This is a genomic window from Leifsonia sp. 2TAF2 (assembly GCF_052115085.1).
Taxonomy (GTDB): Bacteria; Actinomycetota; Actinomycetes; order Actinomycetales; family Microbacteriaceae; genus Leifsonia.
In genome coordinates this window covers 756,711-771,676 of record NZ_JBFRFY010000002.1, presented here as the reverse complement: position 1 = coordinate 771,676, position 14,966 = coordinate 756,711, and the positions used below count along the sequence as shown (strand labels likewise).

Genomic DNA, 14,966 nt, shown 5'->3' with positions numbered 1-14,966 from the left:
AGCGCGCTCGGAGCAGGCAAGGTTGCTTCCGTGAGCGACGACGCCCTCCCTTCTCGGATTCGCACGGTGGTCATCGGGGCCGGCCCCGGCGGCCTGGCCGCCGCCGCTGAGTTGAGGCGTGCGGGCGTCGAGGCTGTCGTCATCGACAAAGCCGACCGGGTCGGCGCGAGCTGGGCCGGCCACTACGACCGTCTCCACCTGCACACGTCGCGCGGCCTCTCCGGGCTGCCCGGCTTCCGTATCCCCCGCCGCTACGGTCGCTGGGTCGCGCGCGACGACGTGCTTCTCTACCTCGACCAGTACGCCGCCGTGCACGACCTCGACGTCCGGTTGGGAGTTACGGCTACGTCCGTCGAGCGCGCCGAGGGCGACTGGCGGGTCCCCTGGAGTCGAGGCGGCGAGCACGGCGTCATTGCGGCGGACACCGTCGTCGTCGCGACGGGCTACAACCACAGCCCCAAGACCTCCGGCTGGCCCGGGCTCGGCGCGTACACGGGCACGGTCCTGCATTCGAGCGCATACCGGAATCCCGAGTCCCTCGGCGCCCGCGACGTGCTCGTCGTCGGACCCGGCAACAGCGGAGCGGAGATCGCTGCCGACCTCGCTGAGGCGGGTGCCACTGTCTCATTGGCGGTGCGCACACCTCCGAACATCGTGCGCCGCGCGGTGGTCGGCATCCCCAGCCAGGCCCTCATCCTGTCGATGGCGCCATTACCCCTGAAGGTGCAGGACGCGCTCGCCGGCGCGCTGCAACGCGTGGCCGTCGGCGACCTGCGCGCGTACGGCATCCCGAAGCCACCGCGCGGGATCGCCACCCAGCAGGCCCGCGACGATGTCACGCCGACCCTCGACGTCGGTCTGCTGCGCGCCCTCAAGGCCCGTCGTGTCACGGTGGTGGCGGCGGTCTCGAGGTTCACCCCGGATGCCGTCGTGCTCGCCGACGGCACCGAGCTGCGCCCCGACGCGGTCGTGCTCGCGACCGGGTTCCGCCGCGGCCTCGAGCCGCTGGTCGGCGAGCTCGGCGTCCTCGCCCCCAACGGTCGTCCGCTGGTCAACGCGGAGGAGCAACTGCCCGCGCATCCCGGCCTCTTCTTCCTCGGGTACTCGAATCCCCTGACCGGCAACCTTCGCCAGCTCGGAATCGACGCCAGGAAGATCGCGATCGTGATTTCGCGCGCGTCCACGAGGCAAGGGGCGAAGCTAGGGCCGTGACACTTCTCCGGCTGAAGCGGTCGATCTCGCTCGCGATCATCGCGGTGATCACCGCGAGCCTGGTGCAGGCGTGCGCCTGGTCGGAGGCGGCACCCGCGTCGACCGGGAGTGCCGGCGCCCGAGCGGCCGCCACTCCCCCGATGGGCTGGAACAGCTGGAACCATTTCGGATGCTCCGTCACCGAAGACGACGTGATGTCCGCGGCACGCGCTCTCGTGGATGACGGTCTCCTGGCGGCGGGCTATCGGTACGTGAATCTCGACGACTGCTGGCAAGCATCCCACCGGACCAGCACCGGTGAGCTCACCGCGGACCCGCTGCGGTTCCCCCACGGGATCGCCGCGCTGAGCGCGTACGTTCATGGGCTCGGCCTGAAATTCGGCCTCTACGCCACTCCGGGCCGCTACACCTGCGGGAATCTGTACAACGACTATCCGGGCCGGCTGGGCAGTCTGGGCCAAGAGCAGACCGACGCTCGAACGTTCGCGCGCTGGAAGGTGGACTACCTCAAGTACGACTGGTGCAAAGCCGACCACGACGGCGTGCACGCTCAGCACGCTTTCACACTGATGCGGGGAGCGCTCGACGACACCGGACGCGCCATCGTCTTCAGCATCCACACCGTTCCCGAAGTGCCCGTGTCCTCGTGGAGGGCCGGCACCGCCGACCTCTGGCGCACCACCCGAGACATCAAGGACGACTGGGCGTCGATGATCTCGATCGCCCGAACCAACCTGGCTCTGGCCCGCTTCGCCGGCCCCGGCCACTGGAACGACCCGGACATGCTCGAAGTGGGCAACGGCGGGATGACGGAGCCGGAATACCGCACCCATTTCAGCCTGTGGTGCATGATGGCGGCGCCGCTCCTCCTCGGCAACGACCTCGGACACATGGACCCTGCCACCCTTCGGCTGGTCGCCAACCGTGCCGCCATCGCGGTGGATCAGGACCCTCTCGGCAGCCAGGGGCACGTCGTGGAGCAGGGCCGCTCGCACTCGGTGATCGTGAAGCCGCTGGCCGACGGGGATGTGGCGCTCTCGATCACGAACGAGTCCGCATCCGTGCAGGCAGTGTCCCTGGTCCAGGGAGAACTCGGCCTGCCGAATGTCCCAACGCGGGTCCTCGACATCTGGACGGGAGAGAGCCGCTCCTGGACGACCGGGCCCCTGACCACGACGGTGATGCCGCACGACACCGCCATGTACCGACTCTCGGGCGCGTCTCGACACTGAAGCGCTGTGCGGACCGCACAGCACGCCCGCAATCTCGTGCGCATTGCACATTCCAAGGACATACGGGGGTGATTACGGTTTTCGCAACCGTCCCCTTTCCCACCCGTCAGAAGGACTCCCAATGGCACGCACAGCTCATGCCGACGACTTCGCCCTCTCCCGTGTGACCCCCGACGCGCGCAAGCCGTGGTTCGGGATCGCGGTGCAGCGCTTCGGCCAGGTCTCGGCTCTCTCGCAGTTCCTGCTCGGGGCGACCCTGGGCTACAGCATGACGTTCGGGGAGGCGGCACTCGCCCTCCTCCTCGGCTCGATCATCCTCGAGGTGCTCATGTGCATCGTCGGCGTCATCGGGCAGAAAGAGGGGCTGAACACTGCTCTCCTCGCCCGCTGGACCGGCTTCGGCGAGATCGGCGCCTCCCTCGTCGGCCTGGCGATCGGGATCAGCCTCATCGGCTGGTTCGGCATCCAGTCCGCGATCTCGGCCCAGTCGCTGAACGTCCTCATGCCGGGCGTGATGCCGACGTGGCTGTGGAGCCTCCTCTTCGGCCTGGCCGTCACCGCCATCGTCGCGTATGGATTCGTCGGGATGCAGTGGCTCGCCAACATCACCGTCCCGCTCTTCCTCATCCTCGTCGGGTGGTCGATCATCAGCGAGCTGAGCAAGCACTCGCTCGGCGAACTGATCACCTCGCCCGCCCCCGGCCCGACGATGTCGGTCTGGCAGGGAACGGGGATCGTGGCCGGCGGCCTCATCGTCGGCGCGATCATCACCGCCGACATGACCCGGTTCAACCGCAGCCGGGCGGATGTCGTGAAGCAGACCGTGCTCGGCGTGACGCTCGGCGAATTCGTCATCGGCCTGGCCGGGGTGCTGCTCGCCCACGCGGCTGCCAGCGGCGACATCGTCGCGATCGTGACGTCGTCGATCGGCTTCGTCGGCCTGATCATCGTCATCACGGGCACGCTCAAGATCAACGACTGGAACCTGTACTCCTCGACGCTCGGGCTCGTGAACTTCATCTCCACGGCGTTCTCGAAGAACCTGCACCGCGTGACCACGACGATCGTGCTGGGCATCGTCGGCTCCGTGCTGGCGGCAGCGGGCATCCTCGCCCAGTTCACCGGCTTCCTCACGATCCTCGGCGTCGCCTTCCCGCCCATCGCCGGCATCATGGTCGCGGAGTACTTCTTCGTCCGCCGGTGGCGGGGCGACCTCGACTCCACCCGAGCCAGCGGGCGCCTGCCCGAGCACGCGCCGCGCATCGTGCCCGTGACCCTCGCGGTGTGGCTGGTCTCGTCGGTCGTGGGCTACTTCGTAACCTGGGGCATCCCTGCGATCTGGTCGCTGCTGCTCTCGGTCGTGCTGTACACGGCCGCCGGCAAGCTCGGCTGGGTCCGGGGCGTCGGCCGGGCGACCACCATCCAGCCGCCGGCCGATGCGACCATCGCCGAGAGCGGCTCGACGGCACCCGCGGCCGACGGACCCACCGGACCCGGGGCCCTCGCCTCCAACTGACACCACCCCTCGAACAGCACCACCACAGAAAGCGACACAGAATGCATATCGGCATCGACGTCGGCGGCACCAACACCGACGCGGTCCTCATGGACGGCCGCACCACCCTGGCCGGGGTGAAGAACTCGACCAGCCCGGATGTCACCAGTGGCATCGTGAGCGCGATCGAGGCGCTGCGGGAGGCGCAGGACTTCCGGGGCGATGAGATCCACGCGGTGATGATCGGCACGACGCACTTCATCAACGCGCTCGTCGAGGCCAAGCGGCTGGCGCCCACGGCGGCACTCCGTCTCGGCCTGCCGGCGACCAGGGCCCTTCCCCCGCTGGTGGACTGGCCGGAGTCGCTGATCGCCGCGATCGGCGGACGAGGCTACCTGGCGCACGGTGGCTACGAGTTCGACGGCCGCCCGATCTCGCCCATCGACGTCGCGGAGCTCAAGGGCATCGCGGCGGACATGGCGGCGAACGGCGTGCGCTCGGTTGCGATCTCCTCCGTCTTCTCGCCGGTGAACCACGACGTGGAGACGCAGGCAGCGGCCATCCTCGCCGACGAGCTGGGCGACGGTGTGGCCATCTCGCTGTCGCACGAGATCGGGCGCATCGGCCTGCTCGAGCGCGAGAACGCGACCATCATCAACGCGGCACTGCGCGAGCTGGCCTCCGAGATCGTCGACGGCCTCACCTCCGCAGTGCGCGCGCAAGGGATCGACGCGCCTATCTTCCTCAGCCAGAACGACGGAACGCTGATGGATGAGGACTACGTGCGCCTCTATCCGGTCGCCACCTTCGCGTCCGGACCGACCAACTCGATGCGCGGAGCCGCACTCACCAGCGGACTGGAGACCTGCGCGGTCGTCGACATCGGCGGCACGACGGCCGACATCGGCCTCCTGGTGAACGGCTTCCCCCGCGAGACGGCCAACGAGGTCAAGGTGGCCGGCGTCCGCACCAACTTCCGGATGCCGGACGTGCTCTCGATCGGCATCGGTGGAGGCTCCATCGTGAACACCGAGACGGCGGAGGTCGGGCCGGAGTCGGTGGGGTACCGGCTGACCAGCGAGGCCCTGGTGTTCGGCGGCTCCACGCTCACGGCGACCGATATCGCGGTGGCAGCGGGCCGAGCCGTGGTGGGCGACCCCGCCCGGGTCGCCCATCTCGACCCCGCGTTCGTGCAGCGCGTCCTGGACCGCATCGCCGAGCGCGTGGCGGAGGCCGTAGACCGGATGCGCACCTCCCCTGACCCCATCCCCGTCGTCGCGGTGGGCGGCGGATCCATCCTGCTGCCGGATGAGTTGCCGATCTTCGGCGCCGTTCACCGGCCCGAGAACTATGCCGTCGCCAACGCGATCGGCGCATCCATCGCACAGGTCGGGGGCGAGATCGACAAGGTCTACGCCATCGAGCCCGGCCGCCGCGAAGAGGCCATCGCCGCCGTTCGGGCGGAAGCGGTGGACAAGGCGATCGCGGCCGGCGCCTCCCCCACGTCGGTCGCGATCGTCGACTTCGACGAGGTGCCCATCCCCTACCTGCCCGGCAACGCGACCCGCATCCGGGTCAAGGCGGTCGGCGACCTGGCGATGGAGGTGCGGGTATGAGCTGGACGCTGACCCCCGAGCTGATCGGCGAGCTGGCGCGCGGAGCCGCGGTGCTGGGCACCGGAGGCGGCGGCGACCCTTACATCGGATCGCTGCTCGCCAAGCAGGCACTCGCCGAGCACGGACCCGTGACGGTCGTCTCCCTCGACGAGGTGCCCGACGACGCGCTGGTGCTCACCGTGGCGATGATGGGCGCTCCGACCGTCATGGTCGAGAAGCTGCCCAGCCTGGACGAGGTGATCGCGCCCGTCCACGCGCTCGGCACCTACCTCGGCCGGCCGGTGACGCATGTGGCGTGCGCCGAGATCGGTGGGGTCAACTCGACCATCCCGGTCGCCGCGGCCGCCGCGCTCGGACTGCCGCTGATCGACGCGGACGGCATGGGCCGTGCGTTCCCCGAACTGCAGATGGTGCTTCCGACCCTGTACGGCGTCACCGCGTCCCCGCTCGCATTCGGCGACGAGAAGGGCAACGTCGGCGTGCTGAACACCGTGGACAACCACTGGACCGAGCGCATCGCCCGCGTAGCGTGCGTCGAGATGGGCTGCTCCATCATGATCTCGGGCTTCCCGATGAGCGGCGCCGTCGCCCGCGAGGCCCTGGTGCCCGGTTCTCTGCAGCACTGCCTGTCCATCGGGTCCGGGATCACGGCGGCGCGTGCGGCCAAGACGGACCCGGTCTCCGAAACCGTCGAACTGCTCGGCGGCCGGGAATTCTTCTCGGGCAAGGTTGTGGATGTGGAGCGCGGCACCACCGCCGGGTTCGCCCGCGGTCGCGCCGCCATCGAAGGGACTGAGGCGACGCTCGACCTCGCCTTCCAGAACGAGCACCTGATCGCACGATCGGGCGACGAGGTGTTCGTCACCACGCCCGACCTCATCATCGTGCTCGACGCGGAGAGCGGAGAGCCGATCACCACCGAAGGCCTGCGCTACGGGCAGCGGGTGCGAGTGATCGCCGCCCCCAGCGATCCGCGCTGGCACAGTGCCGAGGCCCTCGCCATGGTGGGTCCCGGCTACTTCGGGTACGATCTGCCGTCTCACCGCTTCGACGGCACGCCGGAGCGCATCCTCGAGGGGGTGGACGCGTGAGCTGGACGCTGACGGCGGCCGACCTCCCCGACCTCGCCCGCGGGGCGACCCTTCTCGGGACGGGCGGAGGCGGCGACCCGTATATCGGGCAGATGCTCGTCGCCCGCGTCCTGCAGGATCGGGGCCTGCAGGGCATCAGCATCCTCGACCCGGACGACCTCGCCGACGACATGTTCGTCATCCCGACGGCCCAGATGGGCGCGCCGACCGTGATGATCGAGAAGATCCCGGCAGGCACCGAGCCGACATTGGCCTTGCGGACCCTGGAGGCGCATCTCGGCCGGCGCGCGGACGCCACCATGCCGATCGAGTGCGGCGGAATCAACTCGATGATCCCCCTGATCGTCGCGGCGGAGACCGGACTTCCGGTCGTGGATGCGGACGGCATGGGCCGCGCATTCCCCGAGCTCTCGATGGAGACCTTCGCCGTCTACGGGGTTCACGGGTCGCCGCTGGCCTTGGCGGGAGAGCGCGGAGAGACCGTCGTGATCGACACCGGCGACGACGACCGGCAGATGGAGTGGCTGGCGCGCGGCGTCACCATCCGGCTCGGCGGCGTCGGGCACATCGCGGAGTACGCGATGAGCGGCGCCGATGTGAAGCGCACCGCTGTGCCGCGCACCCTCTCGATGGCGCTCGCCCTCGGCCGGGCTATCCGGGAGGCGCGGGAGGAGCACCGCTCCCCGTTCGAGGCGATCGCGCGGACCCTCTCGACCACCCTGTACCCGGAGGTCCGGGAGCTCTTCGCCGGGAAGGTCACGGACGTGGAGCGCCGCACCACGGAGGGCTTCGCCAAAGGACGCGCCACGATTTCTTCACTGGATGGCTCGGGCTCGGGCGCCGCGCTCGAGATCCGCTTCCAGAACGAGAACCTCACCGCCCACCGCGACGGCCGGCTCGTCGCGATCGTGCCGGATCTGATCTGCGTCACCGACATCGAGTCGGGGGAACCGATCACCACGGAGGGTCTGCGCTATGGACAGCGTGTCCGCGTTCTCGGCATCTCGACGCCGGAGATGATGCGGACGCCCGCGGCACTCGCCGCCTTCGGTCCGCGCGCCTTCGGGCTGAGCGAGGAGTTCATCCCGGTCGAGACGTCTCAGGCGCTGGTCTGACGCTGTCGCCCCGGCCGTCTCCGCCTAGTCTCTGTCCGCCTAGTCTGGGGGGCATGAGAACTCTCGGCCCGGAGAGCCTCACGGCTCTCGCCCGGGGATTCTCCCTGCTCGGTTCCGGGGGCGGCGGCGCGACCACGATGCTGGAGCTCATGGTCCAGGATGCCCCGGTCTGGCCGATCAGCCTGCGGGAGCCCCACGAGTTCGAGCCGTCCACCCCCTGCGTCGCTGTGGCCTTCGCCGGCTCGACCTATCTGCTCACCGAGCGCCTCCCGGCCGCTGACGCGTTCGGGCCGCTGCTGGCCGCAGCGGAGCGGTGGACGGGCGTGCGCGCCAGCGCGGTCTGCGGCCTCGAGGGTGCCGGGATGAATGGGCTCAGTCCGCTGCTCCTGGCGGATCGCCTGGACCTCGTGGATGCGGATCTCATGGGCCGCGCGCTCCCCCGGCTGGATCAGGTCTCGCTGCTGGTGGACGACCTCCCGGGCGTGGTGACGGTCTGCGACACGGGCGGCGGGGTCGTGGTGATCGACACGGCTCGGCGGGCGGATGTCGAGAGCCAGGTGCGCTCCGCCATCGTGCAGGCCGGCGGCGCTGGAGCGGTGCTGATCGCCGGCTTCACGGTCGGCGACCTCGCGGCGCACGGGGTGCTCGGCACCGTGACACGTGCTCTCGGGCTCGGTCTGGCCGCAGCCGACCGGACCCTCCCGCCTGCCGCTCTTGCGGAGGCGCTCGACGCGCGACTGCTCGGCACCGGCCGGGTGACCGGCGTCGAGGCGTCGGTCGAGGATCCGTACGTGAGCGCCATTCAGCTGGACGACGACGACGGCGCACTGCTGCGGCTGGTCGCCCGCTCCGAACTGCTGGCCGTGATGCGCGACGGCCGAACCACTGCCGCGAGCCCGGAGATCATCGTCGCGCTCGATTCGGTGTCGGGCGACGTGCTGCAGGTCGACGAGATCACCCTCGCCCGCAATGTGATCGTGCTGGCACTGGAGGCCCCGACCTGGTGGACTTCCTCCCCCGACCGCGAATGGCACATTACCCCGGCCGGGTTCGGACTGGCCGGGCTGGAGGTGGACGCGTGAGCGACGGGCTCGACCTCGGCGCGCTGTTCGCGCATCCCGCGAACGGCGGACTGCGCGGCGTCGCCGGAGCGGAGCCATCGATCATCTGGCGCGAGCTGGTCGTCGCCGCCGTCGAGGGCGGACTCCCGGACCGAGGCGACGGGAGGCTCGCGGTCCTCACCGTCCCGCCGCCCGCCACGCCGTGGCAGCAGGACGCCTTGGTGCGGCGGGTGCGCGACCGCGGGTACCGCGGGCTGGTGCTCCCCGAAGCGGAGGGGTTCGGCGCCGGGACGCGCTCGCTCGCCGTCCGCCTGGGTCTCGCCCTCCTCAGCGCGACGGACCCGATGGCACTGGCCCGGGCCGGGTGGGAGCTCCGTGAGGGGCGGGATGCCCTGACGCTCGGGTATGTCCGTCGCGTCGCGCAGTCGATCGAGTACCACGCGGACAACCTCGCGGACCTCCTGCGGCACCTCTCCGCCAGCGTCGGCCACGGCGTCGCCCTTATCGATGCGGAAGGGGTACTGCTGGAGGCGGGCGGGCCGCTTCCTCCCGCCGTCCATGCCGCCGTCGACTTCGGCCCGTGGATCAGCACGGTCGAGCTGCCGGAGGGCTCCGCCGCCTCCGTCCGGGTGGACAGCCCCAGCCGGGCGGGCCTGCGCCTGGCCGTCTTCGGGAAGGGTCTCGGCGTCGTGCAGCTGAGCGCCCTCGCTGTGGCGGCCGAGGTTGCCATGCCCGCGGTCGCCGCGCGCATCCTCATCGACGAGGTCGCCGATGTGAACGACGCGGCCGTCGCCTCCGGCCTGTTGCGCGACTTCCTGGAGCTTCGCGACAGCCGCGACTCCGAACTGGAACAGCGGATGCTGGAGCGCGGTTGGCGGACGTCGGGATACCACCTCGGCTTCCGGCTGGTCGGCCGCTCCCGCGTCGACACGCTCCAGCTGCTGCGATTGGTCGCCCGCGAGCTGACGTCGCTGCCCGTCGACTCCCACGCCGCAACCAGCGGTCGCGGTGTGACAGGGTGGCTCAGCTTCTCGACGCCTCCCCCACCGAGCCGCGTCGAGGAGAGCGTGCGTGCGCTGCTCGCGGTGCACTCGGCCGCACGCCGGGTCTTCAACGTCGCGACCGGGGTCGGGACGCTGGAAGGCGGCGCCACCGGGCTCGTCGCCACGATCGACGGCGCCGCGGACGCCGCCCGCATCGCCGCCGGACGCTCGGCGACCGGCTACTTCGTGCGGATCGATGCGCTCGGCCTGGAGCAGCTGCTGCTGTCATGGACCGAGAGCGACACGTTCGTCCCGGCGGCCGAATCCCTGCTGGCCCCGCTGATCGCGCGCGGACCCGAGCTCGTCGAAACGCTCGCGGCCTACCTCGATCATGAGTCGGGTGTGGCCGCGACCGCTCAGGCGCTCGGCCTCCACCGCAACACCGTCTCCACGCGTGTCCTCCGCGCCCAGGAGCTGCTCGGACTGGACCTCGGCGACCCGGAGACGCGCCTTGCCGTGCACCTCGCGTGCCGGGCCCTGCGCCGTTGACGCTTGGGTGTGAATGCGAGAGGCCGACGGTAGAGCCGGGCGAGCGGGAGCAGATGCTCCAGCTAGGGATGCCGGCCAGCGGACACCAGCCGCGAGAGGGTGCTGACGGCGATGCCCGAGGCTGGCACCCTTCGTTGTCAATCCAACGCGGATCCCTCACGATGAACCCATGAACAGCACTCAGAGCGACGTCGACACCGACGTGGTCGTCGTGGGTGGTGGACCGGCCGGCCTCAGCGCCGCGCTTTCGCTTGGCCGCGCACGTCGACACGTCCTGGTCGTGGACCAGGCGCGACCACGCAACAGGACGGCGCCCCACATGCACGGCGTGCTGGGGCACGACGGACTCCCGCCCCTGGAACTGCTCGAGAAGGGGCGGAGGGAGCTCGCAGGCTACGGCGTCCGCGTGGTCGTCGACGACGTCGCCTCGGCGCGAGCGGGCGAGGAGGGCGTCGAGGTCACGACGGCCTCCGGTGTCATGCGGGCGCGTCACCTCATCGTGGCGACCGGCCTGACCGACGAGTTGCCCGAGATCCCGGGCCTGCGCGAGCAGTGGGGCACAGGGGCCGTGGTGTGCCCGTACTGCGACGGCTGGGAGCATCGCGAGCACGTCATCGGCGTTGTCGCCACATCACCGCAGAGCGTCGGGCAGGCGCAGCTGCTTCGCCAATGGTCGGATCGCGTCGTCTACTTCCCCAACGTCGTCGGTGAACCCGATGAACCAGAGGCGGACGCCCTCACGCGTCGCGACATCCGGGTGGAACGGGGTGCCGTCGCGGAGTTGGTGACCGCGAACGGCCGGCTCGAGGGCATTCGCCTCGAACAGCGGACCGTGCCCGTGGACGTGGTCTTCACCGGTCCCACCCTCAGGCCCAATGACGCCCTCCTTCGCTCACTGGGCGCGGCGACGACGAATGGTCCCGCCGGCTCGTGGATCGCCGCCGACCGGGACGGACGAACCTCCGTTCCCCGGGTGTGGGCGGTCGGGAATGTCGTCGACCCGCGCGCGAACGTCTCCGTCTCGCTCGGGCTCGGCTCGCTGACCGCCGGTGCGGTGAACGCCGACCTCGTCCAGGAGGACATCAGCCGCGCGCCCGCGGCGGAACCGACGTCTCGGGCGTCCGTGGACCCTCGCTGACGGTCTCGAGGAGCGGGGAAGGTAGCCGTGACCGATCGCTACTTCGCGAAGTCCGCGAGCGTGTCGTTCGCCAGAGACGTCCGAAGCTGCGCGAGGGCAGCCTGGTCGACGTTCACGATGGACTGGCCGTCGGCCGATGTGCCGGTCCCCGCGGTCGGAAGGGTGAACGTGTGGATGCTCGAGAGGCCGGAGAGCCGCATGCTGGCGGCCAGCCCGAGCATCGTCTGCAGCCCGAAGCCCTGGTCCACGCTCACGTAGGAGCCGGTGGTGGCCGCGAAGGAGGTGAGCTTTCCCGGATCGGTGAGCAGTGCAGAGCTCACGAGTTTGGAGCCGAAGGCGCGCATCAGGGCTTGCTGGTTGGCCACCCGCTGGTAGTCCGCGGTGGGGAACGCATACCGCTCCCGGGAGAAGGCGAGGGCCTGGTCGCCGTCGAGGTGGTTCATTCCCTTGACGAAGCTGTAGTGCGGCGATTTGACGGTGGTGAAGGCGATGGGATTGTCCACATCCACCCCTCCGATCGCGTTCGTCATGTCCTTGAGGCCGGTGAAGTCGATGATTGCGACGTGGTCGATGCGCGTTCCGAGCAGTTGCTCCACCGTCTGGACCACGAGCGGAGTGCCGCCCCACGCGAGCGCGGCGTTGATCTTGGCCGTCCCGTTTCCGGGGATCGGCACCCACAGGTCGCGCATGATCGACATGACGTAGACATTGCGGCGGTCGGCATCGACGTGCACGAGCATCATCGTGTCCGCACGCTGATTGGAGACGCCGGTCTCACCGACACCCGTGGGCGCTCCGCGCGAGTCCGACCCGAGAAGCAGGATGTTCATCGCACCGGTCGAGGTGACCGCCGGGCGCGTTGCGGCCGCCGGGAAGGCACGCTGGATGTGCGTGACGTGCGAGTCGAACGACGACGCGACGGAACCGGCGTAGATCGCCCCGCCGCCCACGACCACTGCGACCACCGCCGCTACGGCGATGACGACGGCGGCCAATGCGACGAACCACCAGTGGTGGTGGCCCCGCGGCGTGTGGCGGTTGTGGTGAACGGCGTAGGAGACCATGACCCTCGCCCTCCTTCGCGTCTGATCGGGGACGCATCGTCAGGTGTTGAGGTGAGCTTTGCTCATCTATTAGTTAGCGTACGACTGTTTCTGGGATTTTGTCCGTGCTTTGGAGGACATATTTGTACCCCAGTTCGCGGGCCAACGTCGGCGGGACGATCGGCCGCTGGCGACGATCCGGGTCGATAGACTCGGTGCCATCCCCTATCCCGGAGTGACATGTCATCGCGCGGCGTTCGTGTAGCTCGCGGTCTGGCCGCGGCCGGATTCGCGACCTTCGTCGCTGCGCTGTTCCACGTCGCCGGGGGCGGCCTGCCGCCGAGTGCCCTGGCTGTGACGGTCAGCCTCACCTTCTCGGGGCTGGCGTGCATCGCCCTCGCAGGAAAGCGCTCTTCCTGGTGGCGGCTCATCGCCTCGGTCGCCGTCAGCCAGTTCCTGTTCCACGCGCTGTTCGTCCTGAGCCCGTCCGGTCACTTCGCCGGGGCGGCCGGCCACCTCCACACGGGTGCGCATCTGACGCTGGTGCCGGGACCAGCCATGCCGATGAGCCCGGACGGCGCCGGCATGTGGGGTTCGCACGTCGTGGCAGCGGCGCTGACGATCGCAGCCATCCGGTATGGGGAGCGTTCGTTCCGCGCGGTGTGCGAGTTCACCGCGTTCCAGCTGCGCCACCTGTTCAGCGGCGCCCGCATCGGCCCGGTCCGAGTGCTGTCGCGCCGTTCGCGCATCGACACCGTTCCGGTGACCCTGCCCGCTCCAGCGGTGCTGCTCGGGCGGCTCCGGCATCGCGGTCCGCCCGCTGCGGGGTCCCCGGCCTGAGCCTGCGGGCTCGAGGCGGGAGAAGAGTTCCGAACCGAGTTCATCCATCGGTCGACTCGGTGTTCTCACCCCTTGCGTACCCGGCCGCTCGACGCGGCCGAGAATCGGATCATCACTCATGAACAAGCGTTTCCTGACGCGCGCGGCTGTCGCCTCCGCCGCCGCTGTTGCCCTCGCCCTCTCCGCTCCGCTGGCTGCCAGCGCGCACGTCCGGGTGGACCCGGATCAAGCTGCGACGGGCAGCTACGCCACCCTCACCTTCAAGGTGCCCACCGAGTCGGCCACAGCCGGCACGGTCAAGCTGGAGGTCGACCTGCCCACCGACACCCCGCTGGGTTCCGTCTCCTACCAGCCTCTGGCGGGATGGACGACTCAGGTGGTCACCGAGAAGCTCGCCAAGCCCGTCAAGACCGACGACGGCACCGTCACCGAGGCACCGACGAAGGTGATCTGGACGGCGGACTCCGGCGTGCAGATCGCCCCGGGCCAGTTCCAGCAGTTCGTCATCTCCGCCGGAGCCATGCCCGACACGGGCAGCATCCTGCTTCCGACCCACCAGTACTACTCGGACGGAACGGTCGTGGACTGGGATGAGAAGACCCCGGCGTCGGGCAAGGAGCCGGAGCACCCGGCGCCGACCGTGTACATCAAGGACGCTCCCCCGGCCGGAGAGGGCACCCTGGCGACGCCGAGCGTGACGGCGGCGCCTGCCGCCGCATCCACGTCGTCGAATTCGAGCGCGAGCGACGCGGTCGCCATCGGGCTGGGGATCGCGGGGCTGGCGCTCGGCGCGATCGCGCTGGTGCTCGCCGTGTTCGCGGTCACGCGTCGTGGCCGGGTAGCCCCGAGCGCGAAGAAGTAGCCGTGCTCGCGTCGGTTCACCCGTCGCGGTTCGGTCGAAGCGTGCTCCTCGCCGCCCTCGGGGCGGCGGTCGTCGGCGTGCTGGCGTTGGCCCCCGCGGCCAGCGCCAGCGCGCACGACTACCTAGTGGAGAGCTCACCGGCCGCAAACTCGACCCAGACGACGCCGCTGAAGACGGTGTCGCTGACCTTCAACGACCGCGTTCTCGACCTGTCCGGCGACGGTTCGTCGGCGCTCGTGCAGGTCATCGGTCCCGAGCGGAAGCACTTCGAGACGGGCTGCGCATCCATTCTCGACCGCACCGTGAGCGCGCCGGTTGCCCTGGGCGCCGCCGGCACCTACGAAGTGACGTGGCAGATCGTCTCGGCCGACGGGCACACCGTGTCCGGCTCCTTCGGGTTCAGCTACGCTCCGCCGGCCGGAACGACCCCGGCCGACGGCCAGGCGAGCCCGCCGGCCTGCGGAGGTGGCGGGTCGTCGGCAGCGGGAGTGCCGACCGCGGCATCCACGCCGGCATCCGATGGGGACGGGCTGGGTCTCGTGATCGGTATCGGAATCGGTATCGGTCTGCTCGCGATCGCCGGCGTCGTCGCGGTGCTTCTGACCGCACGCCGTAGCACCCGCGGGTCGTCCCAGGCGCCGGCCGCCGACGACTGACTCCAACGGGTGAGCCGACGGTCGCGTCTTCTGGCGCGACCGTCGGCATCCACAGCGTGGTCAGGATGCATCT

The 14,966-nt window shown here is 70.1% G+C and carries 13 protein-coding genes; 12 read left to right on the top strand and 1 reads right to left on the bottom strand.

The window, feature by feature from the left end; translation table 11 throughout:
* The first annotated feature begins 30 nt into the window (after nucleotides 1-30).
* From AB4Z18_RS15905 to AB4Z18_RS15865, 9 genes are all read left to right on the top strand, one after another.
* Nucleotides 31-1,212: a flavin-containing monooxygenase gene (locus AB4Z18_RS15905; protein ID WP_441783712.1), complete on the top strand. Its 1,182-nt coding sequence runs from the start codon at nucleotides 31-33 to the stop codon at nucleotides 1,210-1,212.
* Nucleotides 1,209-2,444 carry a glycoside hydrolase family 27 protein gene (locus tag AB4Z18_RS15900; RefSeq protein WP_441783711.1) on the top strand — a complete coding sequence of 412 codons (1,236 nt, stop codon included), beginning with the start codon at nucleotides 1,209-1,211 and terminating at the stop codon, nucleotides 2,442-2,444. The genes AB4Z18_RS15905 and AB4Z18_RS15900 overlap by 4 nt, the downstream gene beginning before the upstream one ends.
* 121 nt (nucleotides 2,445-2,565) lie before the next feature.
* Nucleotides 2,566-3,960 (top strand): purine-cytosine permease family protein, encoded by a 1,395-nt coding sequence (locus tag AB4Z18_RS15895; protein ID WP_441783710.1) that lies wholly within the window; start codon nucleotides 2,566-2,568, stop codon nucleotides 3,958-3,960.
* Between the two features lie 41 nt (nucleotides 3,961-4,001).
* Complete coding sequence (locus AB4Z18_RS15890) at nucleotides 4,002-5,555, top strand: hydantoinase/oxoprolinase N-terminal domain-containing protein (RefSeq protein ID WP_441783709.1); 1,554 nt, start codon at nucleotides 4,002-4,004, stop codon at nucleotides 5,553-5,555.
* Nucleotides 5,552-6,646 (top strand): DUF917 domain-containing protein, encoded by a 1,095-nt coding sequence (locus AB4Z18_RS15885; RefSeq protein WP_441783708.1) that lies wholly within the window; start codon nucleotides 5,552-5,554, stop codon nucleotides 6,644-6,646. The genes AB4Z18_RS15890 and AB4Z18_RS15885 overlap by 4 nt, the downstream gene beginning before the upstream one ends.
* Complete coding sequence (locus AB4Z18_RS15880) at nucleotides 6,643-7,761, top strand: DUF917 domain-containing protein (RefSeq protein WP_441783707.1); 1,119 nt, start codon at nucleotides 6,643-6,645, stop codon at nucleotides 7,759-7,761. Before AB4Z18_RS15885 ends, AB4Z18_RS15880 begins: the two co-directional genes overlap by 4 nt.
* A gap of 53 nt (nucleotides 7,762-7,814) precedes the next feature.
* Entirely contained in the window at nucleotides 7,815-8,843 is a 1,029-nt protein-coding gene (locus AB4Z18_RS15875) for a DUF917 domain-containing protein (protein ID WP_441783706.1), read from the top strand.
* A complete protein-coding gene (locus AB4Z18_RS15870) occupies nucleotides 8,840-10,354 on the top strand; it encodes a PucR family transcriptional regulator (RefSeq protein WP_441783705.1) in 1,515 nt (504 codons plus the stop codon). Before AB4Z18_RS15875 ends, AB4Z18_RS15870 begins: the two co-directional genes overlap by 4 nt.
* Nucleotides 10,355-10,523: 169 nt before the next feature.
* Nucleotides 10,524-11,492, top strand: a complete 969-nt coding sequence (locus AB4Z18_RS15865; protein ID WP_441783704.1) for an FAD-dependent oxidoreductase — start codon at nucleotides 10,524-10,526, stop codon at nucleotides 11,490-11,492.
* Between the two features lie 38 nt (nucleotides 11,493-11,530).
* Here AB4Z18_RS15865 and AB4Z18_RS15860 read toward each other — a convergent pair whose 3' ends face one another.
* Nucleotides 11,531-12,556: an LCP family protein gene (locus AB4Z18_RS15860; protein WP_441783703.1), complete on the bottom strand. Its 1,026-nt coding sequence runs from the start codon at nucleotides 12,554-12,556 to the stop codon at nucleotides 11,531-11,533.
* Nucleotides 12,557-12,775: 219 nt separating this feature from the next.
* Here AB4Z18_RS15860 and AB4Z18_RS15855 point away from each other — a divergent pair, with 219 nt between their 5' ends.
* From AB4Z18_RS15855 to AB4Z18_RS15845, 3 genes are all read left to right on the top strand, one after another.
* Nucleotides 12,776-13,375 (top strand): hypothetical protein, encoded by a 600-nt coding sequence (locus AB4Z18_RS15855; protein WP_441783702.1) that lies wholly within the window; start codon nucleotides 12,776-12,778, stop codon nucleotides 13,373-13,375.
* 118 nt (nucleotides 13,376-13,493) lie between these two features.
* A complete protein-coding gene (locus AB4Z18_RS15850; protein WP_441783701.1) occupies nucleotides 13,494-14,237 on the top strand; it encodes a YcnI family copper-binding membrane protein in 744 nt (247 codons plus the stop codon).
* Nucleotides 14,238-14,239: 2 nt separating this feature from the next.
* Entirely contained in the window at nucleotides 14,240-14,893 is a 654-nt protein-coding gene (locus tag AB4Z18_RS15845) for a copper resistance CopC family protein (protein WP_441783700.1), read from the top strand.
* Nucleotides 14,894-14,966 lie beyond the last annotated feature (73 nt).

What these genes read in the sequence shown, in the direction of transcription:
- AB4Z18_RS15895 (WP_441783710.1), top strand. Translation starts at nt 2,566, where the DNA reads ATGGCACGCACAGCTCATGCCGACGACTTCGCCCTCTCCCGTGTGACC.
- AB4Z18_RS15890 (WP_441783709.1), top strand. Translation starts at nt 4,002, where the DNA reads ATGCATATCGGCATCGACGTCGGCGGCACCAACACCGACGCGGTCCTC.
- AB4Z18_RS15885 (WP_441783708.1), top strand. Translation starts at nt 5,552, where the DNA reads ATGAGCTGGACGCTGACCCCCGAGCTGATCGGCGAGCTGGCGCGCGGA.
- AB4Z18_RS15875 (WP_441783706.1), top strand. Translation starts at nt 7,815, where the DNA reads ATGAGAACTCTCGGCCCGGAGAGCCTCACGGCTCTCGCCCGGGGATTC.
- AB4Z18_RS15865 (WP_441783704.1), top strand. Translation starts at nt 10,524, where the DNA reads ATGAACAGCACTCAGAGCGACGTCGACACCGACGTGGTCGTCGTGGGT.
- AB4Z18_RS15860 (WP_441783703.1), bottom strand. Translation starts at nt 12,556, where the DNA reads ATGGTCTCCTACGCCGTTCACCACAACCGCCACACGCCGCGGGGCCAC.
- AB4Z18_RS15855 (WP_441783702.1), top strand. Translation starts at nt 12,776, where the DNA reads ATGTCATCGCGCGGCGTTCGTGTAGCTCGCGGTCTGGCCGCGGCCGGA.
- AB4Z18_RS15850 (WP_441783701.1), top strand. Translation starts at nt 13,494, where the DNA reads ATGAACAAGCGTTTCCTGACGCGCGCGGCTGTCGCCTCCGCCGCCGCT.